The organism is Pseudomonas sp. RW409, from assembly GCF_003184125.1.
Taxonomy (GTDB): Bacteria; Pseudomonadota; Gammaproteobacteria; order Pseudomonadales; family Pseudomonadaceae; genus Aquipseudomonas; species Aquipseudomonas chlororaphis_I.
In genome coordinates this window covers 906,261-924,487 of the sequence record NZ_QHHP01000004.1, presented here as the reverse complement: position 1 = coordinate 924,487, position 18,227 = coordinate 906,261, and the positions used below count along the sequence as shown (strand labels likewise).

Below are 18,227 nucleotides of genomic sequence, written 5' to 3'. Positions count from 1 at the left end.
AACAGCACGTCCCCGTACTTCTGTAGGAGCGGCCGGTCGACGCTCGATTGCTCGCGATGGCGCCCGGCCTGACACACCGCGGCATCTGCATCGCGAGCAAGTCGGATCGCCGCCCGCTCGCTCCTACAGAAACGCGGCGCACAAAAAAGGGCCTGCATGTGCAGGCCCTTTTGGCTAGGTGCTTCTTGGTTGGGTACTTGCGCCGTCAGCTATTGAGCGCGGCCTGTTCGTTTTCCAGGAATTCCTCTTCAAGCAAGGCGTCGGCCTGACCGGCGCGGGCGCTTGGCGCTGCCGCGGCGCGCTTGTTGCGCAACCGGCCGAACAGGTGTTCCAGGGAGTTCTCCAGCTTGGTGGCCGCTCCTTCGATGGCCAGTTCCAGGGATTCGGCTTTGTGGGTCACGGAAATCGGTTGATGGCCTTTTGGCCGCGCCTCCAGTTGGCAGCGCAAATCGTGGGGACCGGGCTTGTCGCCGTTCTCGTCCCGCAGATGAACCTCGACTCGGGTCAGGTCCTCCTCGTAGCGTTCGAGCGTGCTCTCAATGGTAGTACGTACCCACTCCTCCAGTCGGATGCTGCTTTGAATATGGTTATCGCTATTGACCTGGATTTGCATAGTTCTTCCCTTATTTCAGCTAGCTCGCGAGAGGAACCGCGTGCCCCTGAGGGCGTACTTTTTGCGGCCTCTTGGTTACAGAGTTGGGCAGAGCGCAGAACAATTCAACCCCTTAAAAAAGATAAATATCTATTGGCAAATAAAGCCGGACAAAGCGCAAAAGCGCTGTTAATGTCGGGAGTTGGGTCGCCTCACTCCCCTGTCCTTTCTGCTTACCCGTGTCCCCCTCCCAGCGGGTGCAAACCGCGAAATATCTCCGCCTCCTCCACCAGCCAGTCGTGCACCGCGCGCACGCCCGGATGGCTCAGCGCGCCCGGCGCATACAGCAGCACATAACGCTTGTGATTGGGCACCGCGAGGCCGAACGGCACGATCAGGGTGCCGCGCTCCAGCTCGTCGTTGAGCAAGGTGCGCCGGGCAATCGCCACCCCCATCCCGGCAATCGCCGCCTCGATGGTCAGGTGGTTGCGGTTGAAGGTGTGCCCGCGCCGCACATCCGCGCCCTCGAAGCCGATGGCATTGAGATAGAACTCCCACTCCGCGTACTCATAGCTGCCGCGCCAGGCGGTGATGTCGTGCAGCAACGGGAAATGCACCAGGTCTGCCGGACCGTGCAGCGGCGGCCGCCCGCGCAACAGGCCCGGGGCACAGACCGGGAAGATCTGCTCATCCAGCAGGGCTGTGGATAACAGTCCCGGATAGCTGCCGTCATTGAGGTCGATGGCCAGGTCGAAATCACCTTCATGCAAGGCCACGCTGCTGTCCTCGGCCACCAGCCGTAGCTGAATGTCCGGAAAACGCTGCTGCAGCCGGGGCAGGCGCGGGGTCAGCCACTTGCCGAGAAACGACGGGATCGAGCGCAGGCGCAAGGTGCCGCTGATCATCCCGGCATCCAGCCGGCGCAGTTCGGCGTCGATGCTGCCGTAGGCCTCGTTCACCGTGATCGCCAGCCGCTGCCCCTCGGCGCTCAGTTCCACTCCGCGGGCGCGGCGGTGAAACAGGCGAAAACCGAGCCGCTCTTCCAGCAGGCGGATCTGCTGGCTGACCGCCCCCGGGGTGATGTGCAGTTCTTCCGCGCAACGGGTGAACGACAAGTGCCGCGCGGCACAGGAAAACACATGCAGCCAGACATAGGTCTGGGCATGAAATTGACGACTCATCGTTTAGTCCTGCTAAAGGCTGTCTTAGGAAAATTCGTTGGTCAGTATTGACCGAGCTAGGCAGTATCGCCGACCTAACGCTCGGCCTACAAAAAATGGCAGCGATTTCTCTTCCATTGCTTGTAAGGCTTTAGCATGGCTATCAGTGTTTTCGATCTCTTCAAAGTCGGCATCGGCCCGTCCAGTTCCCACACCGTCGGCCCGATGCGCGCCGCCGCGACCTTCGCCCAGGGGCTGTTCGAGCAAGGGTTGCAGGCGCAGGTGCAGCGGGTGGAAATCCGCCTGTACGGCTCGCTGTCCGCCACCGGCGTCGGCCATGCCACCGACCGCGCCTGCGTCATGGGCCTGATGGGCGAATGGCCCGACAGCATCGACCCTCGCAGCATCGGCCCGCGCATCCAGCAACTGCGCGAAAGCGGCGAGCTGAGCCTCGGTGGCCGCTCGACCATCGCCTTCGACTGGCACCGCGACCTGCTGCTGCTCGACGAAAGCCTGCCCTACCACCCCAATGCCATGTCGCTGTCGGCCTTCGGTGCGGACGGCCTGCTGTGGCGGCAGACCTACTACTCGGTGGGTGGCGGTTTTATCGTCGAGGAAGCCGAAGTGGCCGAAGGCGCTCCGGCGGCCAACAGCGTCGAGCTGCCCTACGACTTCAACAGCGCGGTGGAACTCCTGGCCCTGTGCCAACGGCATCAATTGCGGGTCTCGGAACTGATGATGGCCAACGAGCGGGCCTGGCGCAGCGACGCCGAAATCCGCAGCGGCCTGCTGCACATCTGGGCGGTGATGCGCGAATGCGTCGAGCAAGGCCTGCGCCACGAAGGCACCCTGCCCGGCGGCCTGGATGTGCCGCGCCGCGCCGCCAAGCTGCATCGCAACCTGCTGGAAATCGGCAAGCCCAACGTCATCAGCTCGACCCTGTCGGCCATGGAGTGGGTCAACCTGTTCGCCCTGGCGGTGAACGAGGAAAACGCCGCCGGCGGACGCATGGTCACCGCACCGACCAACGGCGCGGCGGGGATCATCCCGGCAGTGCTGCATTACTACATGAAGTTCAACCCCGAAGCGTCGGACGACGACGTGATCGACTTCTTCCTCGGCGCCGCCGCGGTGGGCATCCTCTGCAAGAAAAACGCCTCGATCTCCGGCGCCGAAGTCGGCTGCCAGGGCGAGGTGGGCTCGGCCTGCGCGATGGCTGCGGCGGGCCTGGCCGAGGTGCTCGGGGCCACGCCGGAACAGCTGGAAAACGCCGCCGAAATCGGCCTGGAACATAACCTCGGCCTGACCTGCGACCCGGTCGGCGGCCTGGTGCAGGTGCCCTGCATCGAGCGCAACGCAATCGCCGCGGTGAAGGCGATCAACGCCACCCAGATGGCCCTGCGCGGCGACGGCAAACACTTCATTTCCCTGGACCGGGTGATCCGCACCATGCGCGATACCGGCGCCGACATGCACGACAAATACAAAGAAACTTCACGGGGCGGCCTGGCCGTGAGTTGGGTGGAGTGCTGAGGAGCATTCCCCCAGGCCGTATGAAAACTACTGCGCTCGGCAATACTGCGTTAAAAACAGGCTCGGAATGCTCATGTAGATCCCTACAGTCGAACGCGACCCCGGCCGTTCCTCGCCTGTTTTTGCCTTGTCTTGCCTTCGCTCGCTACGTTTTCAAACGGCCTGACCGTCCGCCCCACGTGAGCCCGAGCAAAAATAATAACGAGGCGATACCGATGACCGATGTACGAACACCCGCTGCCGAAAACCCTGCCGTAGAGACTGCCCGCGACACCGCAACCGCTAGCAAAGGCTGGAGCAAACACGACACCACCTGGATGCTTGGCCTGTATGGCACCGCCATCGGCGCCGGTACCCTGTTCCTGCCGATCAACGCCGGGGTCGGCGGCTTCTGGCCGCTGATCGTGCTGGCGCTGCTGGCCTTCCCGATGACCTTCTTCGCCCACCGCGGGCTGACCCGCTTCGTCCTGTCCGGCCGCTCCGGCGACATCACCGAAGTGGTGGAAGAACACTTCGGCATCGGCGCCGGCAAGCTGATCACCCTGCTCTACTTCTTCGCCATCTTCCCGATCCTGCTGGTGTACAGCGTGGCGCTGACCAACACCCTGGGCAGCTTCATGGAACACCAGCTGCACATGACGCCACCGCCGCGGGCAGTCCTGTCGCTGGTGCTGATCCTCGGCCTGATGGCCATCGTGCGGTGCGGGCAGGGCGTGATCGTGCGAGCCATGAGCGTGCTGGTCTATCCCTTTGTCGCCGCGCTGTTGCTGCTGGCCCTCAGCCTGATCCCGAACTGGAACGGCGCCTTCTTCGCCTCGGCCAATGACGGCATGTCCATGCCGCTGTTCCTCAAGACCCTGTGGCTGGCGATCCCGGTGATGGTGTTCTCGTTCAACCATTCGCCGATCATCTCCGCCTTCGCCGTCGACCAGAAGCGCCACTACGGTGCCCAGGCCGAGCGCAAGAGCCGCGGCATCCTCGCCGTGGCCCACGGCATGATGGTGCTGACGGTGATGTTCTTCTGCTTCAGCTGCGTGCTGGCCCTGTCGCCGGCCGACCTGGCCGCGGCCAAGGCGCAGAACATCTCGATCCTGTCGTACCTGGCCAACCACTTCCAGACCCCGGTGATCGCCTATGCCGCGCCGCTGATCGCACTGGTGGCGATCACCAAATCCTTCCTCGGCCACTACATCGGCGCCAGCGAAGGTTTCCAGGGGCTGATCGTGAAAAGCCTGCGCAGCCGTGGCCGGAGCCTGTCGTCGCGCTGGCTGGAGCGTTGCACCGCGCTGTTCATGGTCCTGACCTGCTGGGCCGTGGCCACCTTCAACCCGAGCATCCTCGGCATGATCGAAACCCTGGGCGGGCCGGTGATCGCCTGCCTGCTGTTCCTGATGCCGATGTACGCGATCCGGCGGGTGCCATCGCTGCGCCAGTATTCGGGCCAGCTGTCGAACCTGTTCGTGGTGCTGATCGGCCTGATCGCACTGTCAGCGATCATTTATTCGTTCATGCCCTGAAACGGGTAGCCAAAGAAAAACGGACCTTTTGGTCCGTTTTTTTTCGCCCCCGGATTTATTGGCCGGCGGTTTTCCCGGCATGCCCTTTGCTTTGCAAGAGCGGAGGAATACGGACGTTAACCAACCTCAGCGAACGGCCTGCCAGTGGTCTGGAGATGCGAACTAATCCCGACCACAGCCGGTCAATGACTGCACGATACAATCAGGCGGTGACGCACATGGATAACCCCTTTCAGCTGATTACCGATGCCTTCGCCCCGGAATACCGGGTCAACCTGAGCATCCAGGGCCTGGACGGCAGCATCATGCTGACCCTGTCCAAGGCCGGCCGGGTCGTGGCCAAGCGCATGATCAGCGCCGAGCAGCGCAACGATCCGCAGCGGCTCAAGCGCCTGGTGCAAAGCATTCAGTTCGGCATCGCCATCGAGCAGGGCCACAGCGCCATGGCCATCCTCGAAGCCATGACCAACAGCGACAGCTTCAAGCTGCCGCTGCCGGCCGCCAAGGGCCGGCCCGCTAACCGGCCGCCCCTGACCGTAGCGATTTAAAGCTCGCCCTTCTCGACTTCCAGATGCTCGCTGGAACCCGCGCCGACCTTGCGTTGCGGGTGTTCGATCTTCACCGACGGGAACTGCGACGAGGCATAGCGCACCACCAGGATGGAGAAGGCCAGCAGCAGGATGCCGCCACACAGGTAGATGATCCCCAGGTCCGGCGGGTTGTGGTGCGACACGTTGGAGATCAGCAGGCGGGTCAGCGCGGTGATCGCCACGTAGATCAGGAAGCGCACCGGCATGTGGTTGGTCTTGAAGTAGATGCCGACCATGGCGCCCAGTTCGAGGTAGATGAACAGCAAGAGAATGTCATCGATCTTGATATGACCTTCTTCGAGCATCCCGAGAAATTCCATCACCGCCGCCCAGGCCGTCACCGCGCCGATGGCGAACAGCGCCAGGTAGTGAAAGGTCTCGACGAACAGGTTGCCCAGGGACTCGGCCAGCTGGTGGACGTTCTGCCGCAGTTTCTCGGCCCAATTGATTTTCACGATGGTTTTTCCTTAGGTCGACTCGACCGGATGATGCGGGTTGGACGTGACGGTTGTTCTGCATGCAGAAAAAAGGCCAGCGTCTGGGGGTGAGATGGTGGCTGATGCAGACAAGGCACGTTCAGGCCGGCGGCAATCTGTAGGAGCGAGCTTGCTCGCGATAGCGTCTATTCAGACAAGGTGGTGAATGGCCGCTGCGCGGATCGCGAGCAAGCTCGCTCCTACAGGGGAGGGCTGACAAACCCTGAAACCCGGCTAGATTAAAAAGCCACTATTCAAAGCAGCAGGATTCGCTTATTCTGCGCGCTGTATATAAATACAGTAGTAGCAAAGACCCATTATCGTGAAGGCATGTGAGGTGGTGAATGGCCGTCGAAGTGGTATACCGCAGCAGCCGAGATCTGGAGCGCTTGTTCATGGATAAAGCCGAAGCTGACCGTCATGACAAAATGCTCGAACTGGCTGAATTGCTGGCGCAAGTGTTGCAAAAAGCTGTGCCGTCCCTGAGCGAGCAGCAGGTGGAAGAAGCCGGGATCTACATGGCGAAGAACCGCGATGTGTTCGCCAAGGCCTTCAAGAGCCAGCCGGACGCCCTGTCCGAACTGCTCAGCGCGCCGGTTGCGGCGGCCGAGCCAGAGGCTCAGGTGGCAGCCCCCGAAGCCGCGGAACCCGCAGCACCGGCCAAGCCCGCCAAGGCGAGCAAAGCCGCCAAGTAAGCAGGCTCGAATTGAACAGGCCCTGAGTCTTTGGCTCAGGGCCTTTTTCATGCCTGTGGAAAACTAAAGCTCGGGTTGCTCCAGCGCCTCGACCAGCGCCTTGAAAAACCGCGCCGCCTCGCCGCCGGTCACCACCCGATGATCGAAGGTCAGGGACAGCGGCAGCAGCGGATGCACCGCCACCGCGCCGTTCACGGCCACCGGCTCGTCGCGGATCACCCCGGCGGCGAGGATTGCCACTTGCGGCGGCACCACCACCGGGTTGGCATAACGGCCGAACAGGGTACCGAAGTTGGACAGGGTCAGGGTCGCTCCCATCATCTCCTTGGGCGGGATCGAGCGTGCCTGCACATCGGCGCGCAAGCGCGTCACCCCGGCCTTGAGGTCCGCCGCGTCGCGCTGGCCGACATTGCGCAGCACCGGCACGAACAAGCCATCGGGGGTGTCCACGGCAATGCCCAGGTCGAGGTGCTGGTGCTGCTTGATCGACTGGGTCTTGCCATCGAACGCGCTGTTGAGCACCGGTTCCACCGCGCAGGCCGCCGCCAGCGCCTTGGCCAGGCGGATCAGCGGATCGCGGGCCTGCCCCCAGCGGTGCAGGTCGGCATCGCCGTAAATCGTCACCGGCACCACCTCGGCATGGGAGCGGGCCATGTTCAGCGCCATGCTCCGGCGTACCCCGCGCAGCCGGTCGCCGCCGAACCGCTCGCGTTCCTGCTGCGCGGCGTTTTCCACATCGCTGCGGGTGACCAGCCCGTCCTTGGCCGAACCGCTCAAGGCATTCACATCCACGCCCAGTTGCCGGGCCAGTTGGCGCACCGCTGGCGTGGCGCGGGCCGCCATATGCTCGCGGGTCGAGGGTGCGGCGCCGACAAAAAACCGGTCCTCCTGACTGGCCCCGCCACCTTCGAGGCGCCCGACCACGGTGCCGGCATCCGCCTCGCCTTCGTAGCCGAGCAAGGGTTCGCCGACATGCAGGATGTCGCCCGGCGCGCCGTAGGTTTTCGCCACCACCCCGTCATAGGGCGCGGGAATGTCCACCAGGGCCTTGGCGGTTTCCACCGACACCAGCAACTGATCGGCCTTGACCGTATCGCCGGCCCTGACGTGCCATTCGACGATCTCCGCTTCCTGCAGGCCTTCGCCCAGATCGGGCAGTTTGAAATATTTCATCGCAGCCTCCTCAGGCGAAGTTCAGGGTGCTGTCGCAGGCGTGAAGAATGTCTTCGACGCCGGGGATGTACAGCGACTCCAGGCGATACAGCGGCGGTGGAATGTCCGGCGCGGTGACCCGCAGGATCGGCGCCTGCAATTCCAGCAACGCCCGCTCGTAGAGGCTGGCGGCGATTTCCGCGCCGACGCCGCAGGTGCGTGGCGCCTCGTGCACGATCACGCAGCGCCCGGTCTTGCGCACCGAAGCTTCCAGGGTGTCGAGGTCCAGCGGCTTGATGCTGGCGACGTCGATCACCTCCGCCGACACGCCTTGCTCGGCCAGCGCGTTGGCGGCCTGCAAGGTCTCGACGATGCTCGCGCCCCAACTGACCAGGGTGATGTCGCTGCCTTCGCGCAGGGTGAAACAACTGTCCAGCGGCAGCCGTTTGCCGTCGTCCACCAGCGGTTGCGGGTTCATGCGGTAGAGCCGGGTCGGCTCGAGGAACAGCACCGGGTCCGGATCGTCGATGGCCGCCAGCAGCAGCCCGTAGGCCCGCGCCGGCGAGGACGGCACCAGCACCCGCAGCCCCGGGATATGGGCGAACAGCGCCTCGGTGCTTTCGCTGTGGTGCTCCGGTGCGCGAATGCCCGCGCCCATGGGCGTGCGCAGCACCATCGGGCAGGTGATGCGCCCGCGGGTGCGGTTGCGCATGCGGCTGGCGTGGGACACCAGGTGCTCCATGGTCGCGTAGATAAAACCCATGAACTGGATTTCCACCACCGGCTTCAGGCCCTGAGCGGCCATGCCGATCACCAGACCGCCGAGCATGGTTTCCGCCAGTGGCGAGTCGATCACCCGCTTGAAGCCGAAACTGTCGCGCAGCCCCAGGGTGGCGCGGAACACCCCGCCGTTCACTCCCACGTCCTCACCCAGGACAATCACGTTCTCGTCCTCGGCCATGGCCCGGTGCAACGCCAGGTTCACTGCTTCCAGCAGGCTGAATGTGCCATTACTCATGGTCCGCACCTCCCGCCCGCCGCGCCAGCCGTTCGAGGAACATCTCGCGCTGCTCGGCCAGGGCCGCCGGCCACTGCGCGTAGACGTAGTCCAGTACCGATTCGGGGGCTTGGGTGCCCGCCGCCTCGAAGTTATCCACAGCGCGCTGCACCAGCGCCTGGCATTCCCCCATCAGCGCCTGCTCGCGGTTTCCCTCCCAGACGCCCTGCCCGACCATGAAGCGTTGCAGGCGTTTGATCGGTTCTTCCAGCCAGGCCTGCTTGACCTCATCCGCGGCCCGATAGCGCGTGGCATCGTCGGCGGTGGTGTGGTCGCCCAGGCGATAGCTCAGGCATTCCAGCAGCACCGGTCCCTTGCCGTGCCGGGCACGCTCCAGGGCCACCTGCACCCGGTCGTAGACCGCGAGCATGTCGTTGCCATCGACCTGTTCGCCGTGAAAGCCGGCACCGATGGCCTTCTGCGCCAGGGTCGGTGCGCCGCACTGGATACGCCGTGGCACCGAGATTGCCCACTGGTTGTTGTTGACCACGAACACCACCGGCAACTGCCAGGTGCCCGCCACGTTGAGGGCTTCGAGGAAGTCGCCCTTGCTGGTGGCGCCATCGCCACAGGTGGTCACCACCACCCGGTGCTCGCCACGGATCTTGAATGCGCTGGCCACGCCACAGGCATGCAGGGCCTGGGTGGCGATCGGCACGCAGATCGGGAAATCCTCGGCCACCGCCGGGTCGACGAAATCGCTGCCGCGCTCGTCGCCGCCCCAGTACAGCAGGATCTCCTCCATGCGCACTCCGCGCATCAGCTGCACGGCGGTGTCGCGGTAATAGGGCACCAGCACGTCTTCGGGCCGCATCAGGCTGCCGATGGCCACGCCAATGGCTTCCTGGCCGAGGGTCGGCGCGTAGGTGCCGATACGTCCGGTGCGTTGCAGGGCCACGGCTTTCTGGTCGAACAGGCGGGTCAGGACCATCTGCCGGTAGAGCCGGGTCAGCAGATTGAAGTCGTCGGCCCAGGCCGGCAGGTCGCCGAGCAACTGGCCGTCCGGGGACAAATAGCGGGTATAGGGAAGTGCAACCTTGTGAGGCATCACATGGCTCCTGGCACGCTGGGTCAGCGTGCAGTTGTTGCGCCTCGCGCTTGTGGCGCGGGGCCTACAGGGCGCAATGACCGGGTAAGGCCTTCGCCCCTAGCGGTACAGCACGCGCTCCGCCAAGTCGTCGGCCACCCGCGCCGGGGAGCGCTTTTCAGCCTGGGCGTGGGCGAAGACTTCAGTGAGCCGCTGGCTGATCTTCGACAGATGGGCGGTGATGGTCGCCAGGTCTTCACCGCGATGCTTGAGCGAAACGTAGATCAGCCCGCCGGCATTGATCACGTAATCCGGCGCGTAGAGAATGCCGCGGTTTTCCAGCTGGTCGGCGACCTGCAGGTTGGTCAACTGGTTGTTGGCCGAACCGGCCACCGCCGAGCAGCGCAGTTGCGCCACGCTGTGGCTGTTGAGCACGCCGCCCAGCCCGCAGGGCGCGAGGATGTCGCACGGGGTGCTGAGCAAGGCTTCGTTGGCGATCGGATGGGCGCCCAGTTGCTCCATGGCCAGTTGCACCTTGCCGGAATCGATATCGCTGACCAGCAACTCGGCACCCGCGGCATGCAGCTGTTCGGCGAGGGCGAAGCCGACATTGCCCAGGCCCTGGATCGCCACCCGCAAACCTTCGAGGTTGTCGCTGCCCAGGCGGGCCATGGCGGTGGCACGGATGCCGGCGAACACGCCCATGGCGGCATGCGGTGCCGGGTCGCCGGAAGCGGTGGTGCTGGTGACGTGCTGGGTGGTTTGGGCGATGCAGTCCATGTCGGCGACCGAGGTGCCGCTGTCGATGGCGGTGATGTAGCGGCCATCGAGTTGCTCGACGCAGCGACCGAAGGCTTCGAACAGCGCGGCGCGGCTTTCGACGTGTGGCGGACGGATAATGACGGCCTTGCCGCCACCGTGGGGCAAGCCGGCCAGGGCGGCCTTGTAGCTCATGCCCTGGGCCAGGCGCACGGCATCGACCACGGCACTTTCGTCGTCGGGGTAGGCCAGGTAACGACAGCCTCCCAAGGCAGGCCCCAGGCGGCTGCTATGAATGGCAATCACCGCCTTCAACCCGGTGGCCGGGTCAACGCTCAGGTGCAGCGATTCAAGGCGAGTGCTTTGCATGAGAGCGAACATCGTCAGGCTCCCGAATCACTTCTTGTAGTCGCCAGTATAGGCTTGTGCATGAAAATTGCTGGAGCGCGCGGGAATAAGCCGGACACCTTTTCAGGCTTTAGGAAATAACCTGCTACGGCATGTGTGCGGCACTGGACGAACGCCCGCGACGGGGCTAAAACGAGGCATTCGCCGGAGATTTCGATGAACCCGCGTCAAGCTTTTTTTGCCTGCCTGCAACAGTCCCCGCCCGCCCTTTTCGAGGCGGCGCTGTGGATTGCCGCCGAGCACGACAAAGAGGTGTCGCCCGAACAGTTGCTGCAGGATTTCAAGGAGCTGCAACAGCGGGTCAGCTCCGGCTTGCCGCTGCTGCCGGTCAGCGAACTGGGCCAGCCGCTGCTGCGGCGCATGAACGACCTGGGCTTCCAGCAGGACGAGTTCCTGCCGCTGCGGCCACAGGCGGCGCTGCTGGACAAGGTGCTGCACACCCGGCGCGGGCAACCGCTGGCGCTGGGGCTGATCGCCCTGGAGCTGGCGCGGCGCCTGGAAATCCCCATGGTCGGGGTCAACTTCCCCGGGCACTTTCTATTGCGCGTGCCCGGCGCCGATCACCTGCTCGATCCCTGCGGCGGGCGCCGCCTGTACCCCAACGACTGCCGTGAACTGCTGGAGCGCCAGTACGGGCCGAACATCAAGCTGGCCGCCGAGCACCTGGCCACCGCCAGCCCGCAGCAGATGCTCCAGCGCCTGTCGCGCAACCTGCGCCAGTTGCACCTGAGCCACGACGACCATCTCAATGCGCTGATCGATGCCGAGCGGGTCCTGGAACTGGGCAATGGCAGCGCCTCCGACTACCTGGCCCGCGCCAGCCTCTACCAGCACCTGGACTGCCCCAACGCCGAACGCTTCGACCTGGAGCACGCCCTGCTGCTCAGCGAAGACCCGATCCAGCGCCTGCGCCTGACCGAACGCCTGGGCCATCTGCCGCCCAATACCATCGTGCACTGACGGGGCGCTCTGCCTCCATGCCACAATGCCCGGCAACGACTCTCCGTTTGCTTCAAGGATGAACAGCATGAACAGCGCCGAACGCTTTCTTCAGGACTTTCACCAGCGTCGTCCCGGCACCACACCGCCGGCCTTTTCCGGACTGAGCCTGCCAGGGCGCGGTTCATCCTACGAGATGCTGGCAGCCACGCTCGCCACCGCTCAGCCTCGCGCACGGGTGCTGGACCTGGGCTGCGGCGACGGTTTCCTCCTGGAGCTGCTGGCCAGGGAATATCCCGAAGCGCGGTTGATCGGCGTGGACATGAGCGCCACCGAACTGCAAGCGGCACACACCCGCCTCGCGAACCGCAGCGTGCTGCTCAATGAGCGGGCCCAGTGCCTGTCGATGGCCACCGGCAGCGTCGATGCCGTGGTCTCGCACCTGGCCCTGATGCTGATGAGCGATATCGAACAGGTGCTGGAGGAAATCCATCGGGTCCTGGCCAAGGGCGGGCAACTCTCGGCCATCGTCGGCCGGGCCTTTCTGCTGGGCGAGCCGGGCCAGCACTACGTGCAGGCCTTCCGCGCCGCCGCCCGGCGCGACCAGCTCCGTCCCCTGCCCCTGGTGGATCCCCGTACTCAGTCACAGAGTGGATGGCGGGCGCTGTTGGACCACCACTTCAGCTCACTGCAATTCGAGGAACTGGACCTTGAGTGGACGCCCACCTTCGAGGAGCTCTGGGACTCGTTGGGAGAAACCTACGACCTGGATCGCCTGACACCCGCCAATCGCGCCTTGATGAAGAGCGAACTGCGCACGGCCACACAACCCTTGCTCCGGGCGGACGGCACGCTGCTGACCGGCTGGGGGCTGCTGCTGATCCAGGCCAGGGCGGCATGACAGCCCCGTCCGGGCTCTGCCAGGATGCTCGGCTCACACCAGGGAATGGGCACAGCATGCTGATCAGAAAAGCTCATGGCGACGACGCGCAACGCGTCTTCGTCATTCGCAACCAAGCCATCAACCACCAGTGCAGCGGCCATTACCCCGCCGCGGACCTGCAGGTCTGGACCGCCGGCAGCCTGGGGGACTACTTCGTCGAAGTCCTGGAGAAGACCGGGCACGTAGCCGTCATCGACGACCAGGTCACCGCCAGCGGCATGCTCGACCTCGAGTCGGGGCAGGTCGATGCGGTGTTTGTCGATCCGGCGTACATGGGCCGCGGGATCGGCCGGCAGATGATGAACTACCTCGAACAACTGGCGCGGCAGGCCGGCCTGCCGCACCTGGCCCTGGACTCGACCCTGAACGCTGCGGACTTCTATCGCCACTGCGGCTTCGTCGGCGAACGGATTGCCCAGTACCAGTCGCCCCGGGGCCTGACCCTGGCCTGCGTGCCGATGATCAAGCATCTGGCACGCTGAGCCCGCGCTCGTTCAGGGTTTGAGCGGCGCCTGCAGTTCCGGGGCAGGCCCCGCGCCTGCCGAAGAAGCCTCGGACGGCGAACGCACCTGGATGATCAGCAACGCCGCAATCACCGCCGGAATCGCGCAGAAGAAAAAGATCTGCTGCACCGGGATGTGCATCGCCAGCAGCAGGCTGCCGAACAGCGGGCCGAGGATCGAGCCGAAGCGGCCGACGCCCAGGGCCCAGCCGGTGCCAGTGGCGCGGACATGGGCCGGGTAGAAGTTGCTGGCGAAGGCGTTGAGGGTCAGTTGGCCGCCAATGATGCAGAAGCCGGCGGCGAAGACGAAGGCCACCAGGTAGCGCGGGTTGTCGTGGTTCAGGCCCAACAGAAGGGTGCACAGCGCCGCGCCGGCCAGCACCGCCGAGAGCAGCCGCACCTTGCGTTGCAGGCGGTCGGCGAACCAGGCCATGCAGATCGCCCCCAGGGTACCGGCGAACAGGAACATCGAGGTCACCAGGTTCGCTTCGTTCAAGCCAAGGCCACTTTCCAGCAGCAGCGACGGCAACCAGCTGATCATGAAATACAGCAGGATCAGGCTGACGAAAAAGGTCGACCAGATCAGCAGCGTCGGGCGCGCATAACCGTGGCGGAACAACTCGATCACCGTGAGCTTGCTGCCCTGCTCGGCCTGGTTCTGCGCGGCCGAGGCGGCCGGTGGCTGCCAGTCCGGCAACATGCGCGCGGTGACCTTGCGCAGGCGGGCATAAGGCGGCTGATCGCGCAGCAGGCGCGGCAGCGACTCAGGGAGGAACCAGACCAGGAACGGGAACAGCAGCAACGGCGTGACACCGCCGGCGAGGAACACCGCCTGCCAGCCGAAGCTGTCGATGAAGCCCGCGGCGACAAAACCGCCGGCCGCGCCACCGAAGGAGAAACCACAGGCGGCCAGGGTCACCATCAGGGTGCGCAGACGCGGCGGCGAATATTCCGACATCAACGCCATGGCGCTGGGCATCGCCCCGCCCATGCCGATGCCGCAGATAAAACGCGCGACCATCAGGCTGTTCAGCGAATCGGCGAACACCATCATCACCGTGAGGCTGGCGTAGATCAGCACGCAGGCCAGCAGGATCCGCCGCACGCCAAAACGGTCCGCCAGCGGCGTCACCGCCAGCGAGCCCAGGGTCAGACCCAGCAGGTTGGCACTGAACACCGGACCGAACGCGGCTTTCTCCAGGCCCCAGTCCTGGGCCAGGGCCGGCACCACATAACCCAGCACCTGGGCGTCGTAGCCATCGGTGACCAGCAACAGGGCCAGAAGCAGAAGAAGCAACCACTGATAACGCGACACGGGACGGGCGTCGAGCGCCTCCCGGAAGCTGGCAATCTGATTGTGCATCGCAAGGTACCTGCTGGTTTTTATGGTTATGGGAGCCGGCAGACCGTCATTGCTCTTGGGCGGCAATGATCGGTCTTGTGTACGTCTTCAGGTGCGGGAGCGGGCTTGCACCTACGGGCATATCTTCTATTGCGGCTGCCACAGGCCGTGGCAGCGGCAATAGAGGTCAGGCAGGCGTATCGGGCTGGTTGGCCGGATGGGCCTTCTGGAACGCCGGGTGTTCGGCGGCCAGGGCGGCGACCCGGCGAATCCGCGGGTAGGCGTCCAATGGCACCTTGAAACGCTCGGCCGCGTACAGCTGGGGAATCAGGAAGGTGTCGGCCAGCCCCGGTTGCTCGCCGAAGCAATAACCCTGCTCGCCGATCAACTGCTCGACCGCCGCCAGGCCATTGCTGATCCAGTGGCCGATCCACTCCAGCACCCGGGCCTCGTCGTAGCCCCACTGGCGCAACAGGTTCTGGGTGCTGGAGTTGTGCAGCGGATGGATATCGCAGCCGATCAGCAACGCCACTGCCCGCTCGTGGGCGCGGGCCGCCAGCTCCTGGGAGAGCAGCGGCACCTGTGGATAACGTTCCTCCAGGTACTCGATGATGGCCAGCGACTGGATCAGCAGCTCGCCGTCATCGGTGCGCAAGGCCGGCACGCGGCCTTGCGGGTTGATCCGCAGGTATTCCGGCTGGCGGTTGGCACCGCCGGCGGGGACCAGCAGGTTGACCGGCAGCGCCTGGTAATCCAGGCCCTTGAGCGCCAGGGCGATGCGCACCCGGTAGGAGGCGGTCGAGCGGTAGTAGGTATAGAGCTCCATGACGCGCACCTCTTCTTAACGGGCAGGCAGGATTTTGCCGCGGCATTCGCCGAAACCGATGGAGGCGAAACCCTCGCGGCGGCAGCGGCCGCGCAGGATGATTTCGTCGCCGTCCTCGAGGAACTTGCGCACTTCGCCGGAAGCCAGCTCGATCGGCTTCTTGCCGCCTTCGGTGATCTCCAGCAGGCTGCCGAACTGGCTGCTTTGCGGGCCCGACAAGGTGCCCGAACCGAACAGGTCGCCGGCCTGCAGCTGGCAGCCGTTGACGCTGTGGTGGGCGACCATCTGCGCCACGGTCCAGTACATGTACTGGGTGTTGCTCAGGGTCAGGCGGTGGGCCGGCAGGCCTTGTTCGCGCATCGCTTCGGTGAGCAGCAGCACTTCCAGCTCGATGTCGAAACCACCGGCGGCCTGGTCGCGCTTGTCCAGCAGGTACGGCAGCGGCTGCGGGTCGCCTTCGGGACGTGGCGTCTGGGCACGGCGGAACGGCTCCAGGGCTTCGGCCGTCACCACCCACGGCGAGATGCTGGTGATGAAGCTTTTCGACAGGAACGGGCCCAGCGGCTGGTATTCCCAGGCCTGGATATCCCGCGCCGACCAGTCGTTGAGCAAGCAGAAACCGGCAATGTGCTCGGCGGCGTCGCCAATGGCGATCGGCTCGCCTATTTCATTGCCCTGGCCGATCCAGATACCCAGCTCCAGCTCGTAGTCCAGCCGCGCGCATGGGCCGAAGGTCGGCTCGCTCTGGCCGGCGGGCAGGGTCTGGCCTTTCGGCCGGCGCACATCGGCACCGGAAGGGCGGATGGTGGACGCGCGACCGTGGTAACCGATCGGCACGTACTTGTAGTTCGGCAGCAGCGGGTTGTCCGGGCGGAACAGCTTGCCGACGTTCTGCGCATGTTCGATGCCGACATAGAAGTCGGTGTAGTCGGTGATCTTCGCCGGCAGGTGCATCTGGCAATCGGCGGCCAGGGGCAGCAGCTTCGCCCCCAGGGCCTCGACCTTGCCGCGCAGGCTGCTGCCTTCGCCGAGCAACTCCAGCAGGCGTTCGCGCAGGGCGACGCGGGCCGGGCGACCCAGTTCGAAAAAGGCATTCAACTGGCCGCCACGGGTGGCTTCCACCGCGGCCTTGGCCGGGCCCTCGAACAGCCCGGCGTCGAGCGCCGCTTCCAGGTCGAAGATGTGCTCGCCGATGGCCACGCCGCTGCGTGGCGCCGACCCCTTGTGGCTGAACACCCCCAGCGGCAGGTTCTGCAACGGGAAGTCGGCGTGGTCGTTGGCGGAGGCAACCCAGCTGCGGGTGATGGTTGGCTGATTCATGGGTTATTTCCGATTCGGGTTGAAGGTGGCGGGCAGCGAGGCCCAGCAAGCATCGTAGTCGTTCTGCAATTGCCGGCACTCCAGGGCGAACCGGCTCGGACGCAGCACCTGGCTGGTCTCGAACATGAAGGCCATGGTGTTGTCGATCTTCGCCGGTTGCAGCTCGGCGTTGATGGCCTTGGTGCAGCTTTCGCCATCCGGGCCGTGGGCGCTCATGCAGCTGTGCAGCGAAGCGCCGCCGGGCACGAAACCTTCGGCCTTGGCATCGTAGGCGCCCTGGATCAGGCCCATGTATTCGTTCATCAGGTTGCGGTGGAACCACGGCGGCCGGAAGGTGTTCTCGGCCACCATCCAGCGCGGCGGGAAGATCACGAAGTCGAGGTTGGCCAGGCCGTGCACGCTGGTGGGCGAGGTCAGCACGGTGAAAATCGACGGGTCCGGGTGGTCGAAGCTGACGGTGCCGATGGTGTTGAAACGGCGCAGGTCATATTTGTACGGCACATTGTTGCCGTGCCAGGCCACCACGTTCAGCGGCGAATGATCCAGCTCGCAGCCCCACAGCTCGCCGAGGAACTTCTGCACCAGGGTGGTCGGCTGCTTGAGGTCTTCGTAATGGGCGACCGGGGTCAGGAAGTCCCGCGGGTTGGCCAGGCCGTTGCTGCCGATCGGCCCCAGGTCGGGCAGGCGCAGGGGCGCGCCGTGGTTTTCGGCTATATAGCCACGGGCCTGCGGGTCGAGCAGTTCGACGCGGAATTTCAGGCCGCGGGGCAGCACCGCGATCTCCAGCGGCTCGACTTCCAGTACCCCAAGCTCGGTGGCGATACGCAGGCGGCCCTGTTCGGGCACCAGCAGCAACTCGCCGTCGGCGTTGAAGAACACGCGCTCCATGGAGCGGTTGGCGCGGTAGGTGTAGATGCTGATCCCGGCCGGTTTCTGCGCCGCCGAGTTGGCGACCATGTTCACCAGGCCGTCGATGAAATCGGTGGGCTCGCTGGGGATATCCAACGGGTTCCAGCGCAGCCGGTTGGGGGTGATTTCGCCCAGCGGCCCGCCCGCCAGCTGGCGGTCCAGCTTGACGAAGGCCGGGTGGTTGGCCGACGGCTGGATGCGGTACATCCAGGTGCGCCGCGCTTCGCTGCGGGCCATGGTGAAGGCCGTGCCGGAGAAGAGTTCGGTGTAGAGGCCGTACGGGGCTTTTTGCGGGGAGTTCTGGCCAACGGGCAAGGCGCCTGGCAGGGCCTCGCTGGAAAACTGGTTGCCGAAGCCCGACTGGTACGCCAGCCCGGACGCCGTGGAATCGAGGTTCATGGAGCCTCCTGGAAGTGGAGTTGGCAGCGGCCAGCGACTCCATGGGAAGAGCTCTCGGCACGCCTGCGTTATTTTTATCGT

At 64.9% G+C, this 18,227-nt stretch carries 17 protein-coding genes and 1 pseudogene; 7 read left to right on the top strand and 11 right to left on the bottom strand.

The genetic code is table 11. From position 1 onward, the window contains the following. Positions 1-205: 205 nt before the first annotated feature. Positions 206-613 carry an HPF/RaiA family ribosome-associated protein gene (locus tag DK261_RS06765; protein ID WP_009047054.1) on the bottom strand — a complete coding sequence of 136 codons (408 nt, stop codon included), beginning with the start codon at positions 611-613 and terminating at the stop codon, positions 206-208. Between the two features lie 212 nt (positions 614-825). Then, positions 826-1,773 carry a LysR substrate-binding domain-containing protein gene (locus tag DK261_RS06760; RefSeq protein WP_110175443.1) on the bottom strand — a complete coding sequence of 316 codons (948 nt, stop codon included), beginning with the start codon at positions 1,771-1,773 and terminating at the stop codon, positions 826-828. 135 nt (positions 1,774-1,908) lie between these two features. Between DK261_RS06760 and DK261_RS06755 the strand changes: the two genes are divergently transcribed. From DK261_RS06755 to DK261_RS06745, 3 genes are all read left to right on the top strand, one after another. Then, positions 1,909-3,285, top strand: coding sequence for an L-serine ammonia-lyase (locus tag DK261_RS06755; RefSeq protein ID WP_009047053.1), 1,377 nt, complete (start codon positions 1,909-1,911; stop codon positions 3,283-3,285). A gap of 215 nt (positions 3,286-3,500) precedes the next feature. Continuing rightward, the gene (locus DK261_RS06750; protein ID WP_041985884.1) at positions 3,501-4,802 is read left to right on the top strand and encodes a serine/threonine transporter; all 1,302 of its coding nucleotides are present in this window, start codon (positions 3,501-3,503) and stop codon (positions 4,800-4,802) included. A gap of 218 nt (positions 4,803-5,020) precedes the next feature. Next, positions 5,021-5,350, top strand: coding sequence for a DUF3509 domain-containing protein (locus DK261_RS06745; protein WP_009047051.1), 330 nt, complete (start codon positions 5,021-5,023; stop codon positions 5,348-5,350). Here the strand turns inward: DK261_RS06745 and DK261_RS06740 are convergent. Then, positions 5,347-5,847 (bottom strand): phosphate-starvation-inducible protein PsiE, encoded by a 501-nt coding sequence (locus DK261_RS06740; RefSeq protein WP_110175442.1) that lies wholly within the window; start codon positions 5,845-5,847, stop codon positions 5,347-5,349. The genes DK261_RS06745 and DK261_RS06740 overlap by 4 nt on opposite strands. Before the next feature lie 365 nt (positions 5,848-6,212). On the opposite strand from DK261_RS06740, the pseudogene DK261_RS06735 reads away from it, so the two are divergent. Continuing rightward, positions 6,213-6,470, top strand: a pseudogene (locus DK261_RS06735) (YebG family protein); the annotation flags it as partial. A gap of 156 nt (positions 6,471-6,626) precedes the next feature. On the opposite strand, the gene DK261_RS06730 reads toward DK261_RS06735, so the two are convergent. From DK261_RS06730 to DK261_RS06715, 4 genes are all read right to left on the bottom strand, one after another. Beyond that, positions 6,627-7,736 carry a dihydrolipoamide acetyltransferase family protein gene (locus DK261_RS06730; RefSeq protein ID WP_110175441.1) on the bottom strand — a complete coding sequence of 370 codons (1,110 nt, stop codon included), beginning with the start codon at positions 7,734-7,736 and terminating at the stop codon, positions 6,627-6,629. A 10-nt stretch (positions 7,737-7,746) separates the two neighbouring features. Next, complete coding sequence (locus DK261_RS06725; RefSeq protein ID WP_009047048.1) at positions 7,747-8,733, bottom strand: alpha-ketoacid dehydrogenase subunit beta; 987 nt, start codon at positions 8,731-8,733, stop codon at positions 7,747-7,749. Next, entirely contained in the window at positions 8,726-9,820 is a 1,095-nt protein-coding gene (gene pdhA, locus DK261_RS06720) for a pyruvate dehydrogenase (acetyl-transferring) E1 component subunit alpha (protein ID WP_009047047.1), read from the bottom strand. Before pdhA ends, DK261_RS06725 begins: the two co-directional genes overlap by 8 nt. Positions 9,821-9,919: 99 nt before the next feature. Beyond that, on the bottom strand, positions 9,920-10,939 hold the full coding sequence (locus tag DK261_RS06715) for a Glu/Leu/Phe/Val dehydrogenase dimerization domain-containing protein (protein WP_007932382.1): 1,020 nt from the start codon (positions 10,937-10,939) through the stop codon (positions 9,920-9,922). Positions 10,940-11,122: 183 nt separating this feature from the next. On the opposite strand from DK261_RS06715, the gene DK261_RS06710 reads away from it, so the two are divergent. The 3 genes from DK261_RS06710 to DK261_RS06700 all read left to right on the top strand — a co-directional run bounded on the left by DK261_RS06710 (position 11,123) and on the right by DK261_RS06700 (position 13,330). Continuing rightward, complete coding sequence (locus DK261_RS06710) at positions 11,123-11,926, top strand: SirB1 family protein (RefSeq protein WP_009047046.1); 804 nt, start codon at positions 11,123-11,125, stop codon at positions 11,924-11,926. Positions 11,927-11,993: 67 nt separating this feature from the next. Further along, on the top strand, positions 11,994-12,806 hold the full coding sequence (locus tag DK261_RS06705) for a class I SAM-dependent methyltransferase (protein ID WP_028681680.1): 813 nt from the start codon (positions 11,994-11,996) through the stop codon (positions 12,804-12,806). Positions 12,807-12,862: 56 nt separating this feature from the next. After that, positions 12,863-13,330 carry a GNAT family N-acetyltransferase gene (locus DK261_RS06700; protein WP_009047044.1) on the top strand — a complete coding sequence of 156 codons (468 nt, stop codon included), beginning with the start codon at positions 12,863-12,865 and terminating at the stop codon, positions 13,328-13,330. A gap of 12 nt (positions 13,331-13,342) precedes the next feature. Here the strand turns inward: DK261_RS06700 and DK261_RS06695 are convergent, their stop codons facing one another. The 4 genes from DK261_RS06695 to hmgA form a co-directional block, all read right to left on the bottom strand. Continuing rightward, on the bottom strand, positions 13,343-14,713 hold the full coding sequence (locus DK261_RS06695; protein WP_009047043.1) for an aromatic acid/H+ symport family MFS transporter: 1,371 nt from the start codon (positions 14,711-14,713) through the stop codon (positions 13,343-13,345). Between the two features lie 166 nt (positions 14,714-14,879). After that, the gene (maiA, locus tag DK261_RS06690; protein WP_016701733.1) at positions 14,880-15,518 is read right to left on the bottom strand and encodes a maleylacetoacetate isomerase; all 639 of its coding nucleotides are present in this window, start codon (positions 15,516-15,518) and stop codon (positions 14,880-14,882) included. A gap of 15 nt (positions 15,519-15,533) precedes the next feature. Next, positions 15,534-16,838 (bottom strand): fumarylacetoacetase, encoded by a 1,305-nt coding sequence (fahA, locus tag DK261_RS06685; RefSeq protein WP_053268234.1) that lies wholly within the window; start codon positions 16,836-16,838, stop codon positions 15,534-15,536. A gap of 3 nt (positions 16,839-16,841) precedes the next feature. Then, on the bottom strand, positions 16,842-18,146 hold the full coding sequence (hmgA, locus tag DK261_RS06680; RefSeq protein WP_009047040.1) for a homogentisate 1,2-dioxygenase: 1,305 nt from the start codon (positions 18,144-18,146) through the stop codon (positions 16,842-16,844). Positions 18,147-18,227: the final 81 nt, after the last annotated feature.

Coding starts and splice junctions, on each gene's coding strand:
- DK261_RS06765 (WP_009047054.1), bottom strand. CDS start 613: ATGCAAATCCAGGTCAATAGCGATAACCATATTCAAAGCAGCATCCGA.
- DK261_RS06760 (WP_110175443.1), bottom strand. CDS start 1,773: ATGAGTCGTCAATTTCATGCCCAGACCTATGTCTGGCTGCATGTGTTT.
- DK261_RS06755 (WP_009047053.1), top strand. CDS start 1,909: ATGGCTATCAGTGTTTTCGATCTCTTCAAAGTCGGCATCGGCCCGTCC.
- DK261_RS06750 (WP_041985884.1), top strand. CDS start 3,501: ATGACCGATGTACGAACACCCGCTGCCGAAAACCCTGCCGTAGAGACT.
- DK261_RS06745 (WP_009047051.1), top strand. CDS start 5,021: ATGGATAACCCCTTTCAGCTGATTACCGATGCCTTCGCCCCGGAATAC.
- DK261_RS06730 (WP_110175441.1), bottom strand. CDS start 7,736: ATGAAATATTTCAAACTGCCCGATCTGGGCGAAGGCCTGCAGGAAGCG.
- DK261_RS06725 (WP_009047048.1), bottom strand. CDS start 8,733: ATGAGTAATGGCACATTCAGCCTGCTGGAAGCAGTGAACCTGGCGTTG.
- pdhA (WP_009047047.1), bottom strand. CDS start 9,820: ATGCCTCACAAGGTTGCACTTCCCTATACCCGCTATTTGTCCCCGGAC.
- DK261_RS06715 (WP_007932382.1), bottom strand. CDS start 10,939: ATGTTCGCTCTCATGCAAAGCACTCGCCTTGAATCGCTGCACCTGAGC.
- DK261_RS06710 (WP_009047046.1), top strand. CDS start 11,123: ATGAACCCGCGTCAAGCTTTTTTTGCCTGCCTGCAACAGTCCCCGCCC.
- DK261_RS06705 (WP_028681680.1), top strand. CDS start 11,994: ATGAACAGCGCCGAACGCTTTCTTCAGGACTTTCACCAGCGTCGTCCC.
- DK261_RS06700 (WP_009047044.1), top strand. CDS start 12,863: ATGCTGATCAGAAAAGCTCATGGCGACGACGCGCAACGCGTCTTCGTC.
- DK261_RS06695 (WP_009047043.1), bottom strand. CDS start 14,713: ATGCACAATCAGATTGCCAGCTTCCGGGAGGCGCTCGACGCCCGTCCC.
- maiA (WP_016701733.1), bottom strand. CDS start 15,518: ATGGAGCTCTATACCTACTACCGCTCGACCGCCTCCTACCGGGTGCGC.
- fahA (WP_053268234.1), bottom strand. CDS start 16,838: ATGAATCAGCCAACCATCACCCGCAGCTGGGTTGCCTCCGCCAACGAC.
- hmgA (WP_009047040.1), bottom strand. CDS start 18,146: ATGAACCTCGATTCCACGGCGTCCGGGCTGGCGTACCAGTCGGGCTTC.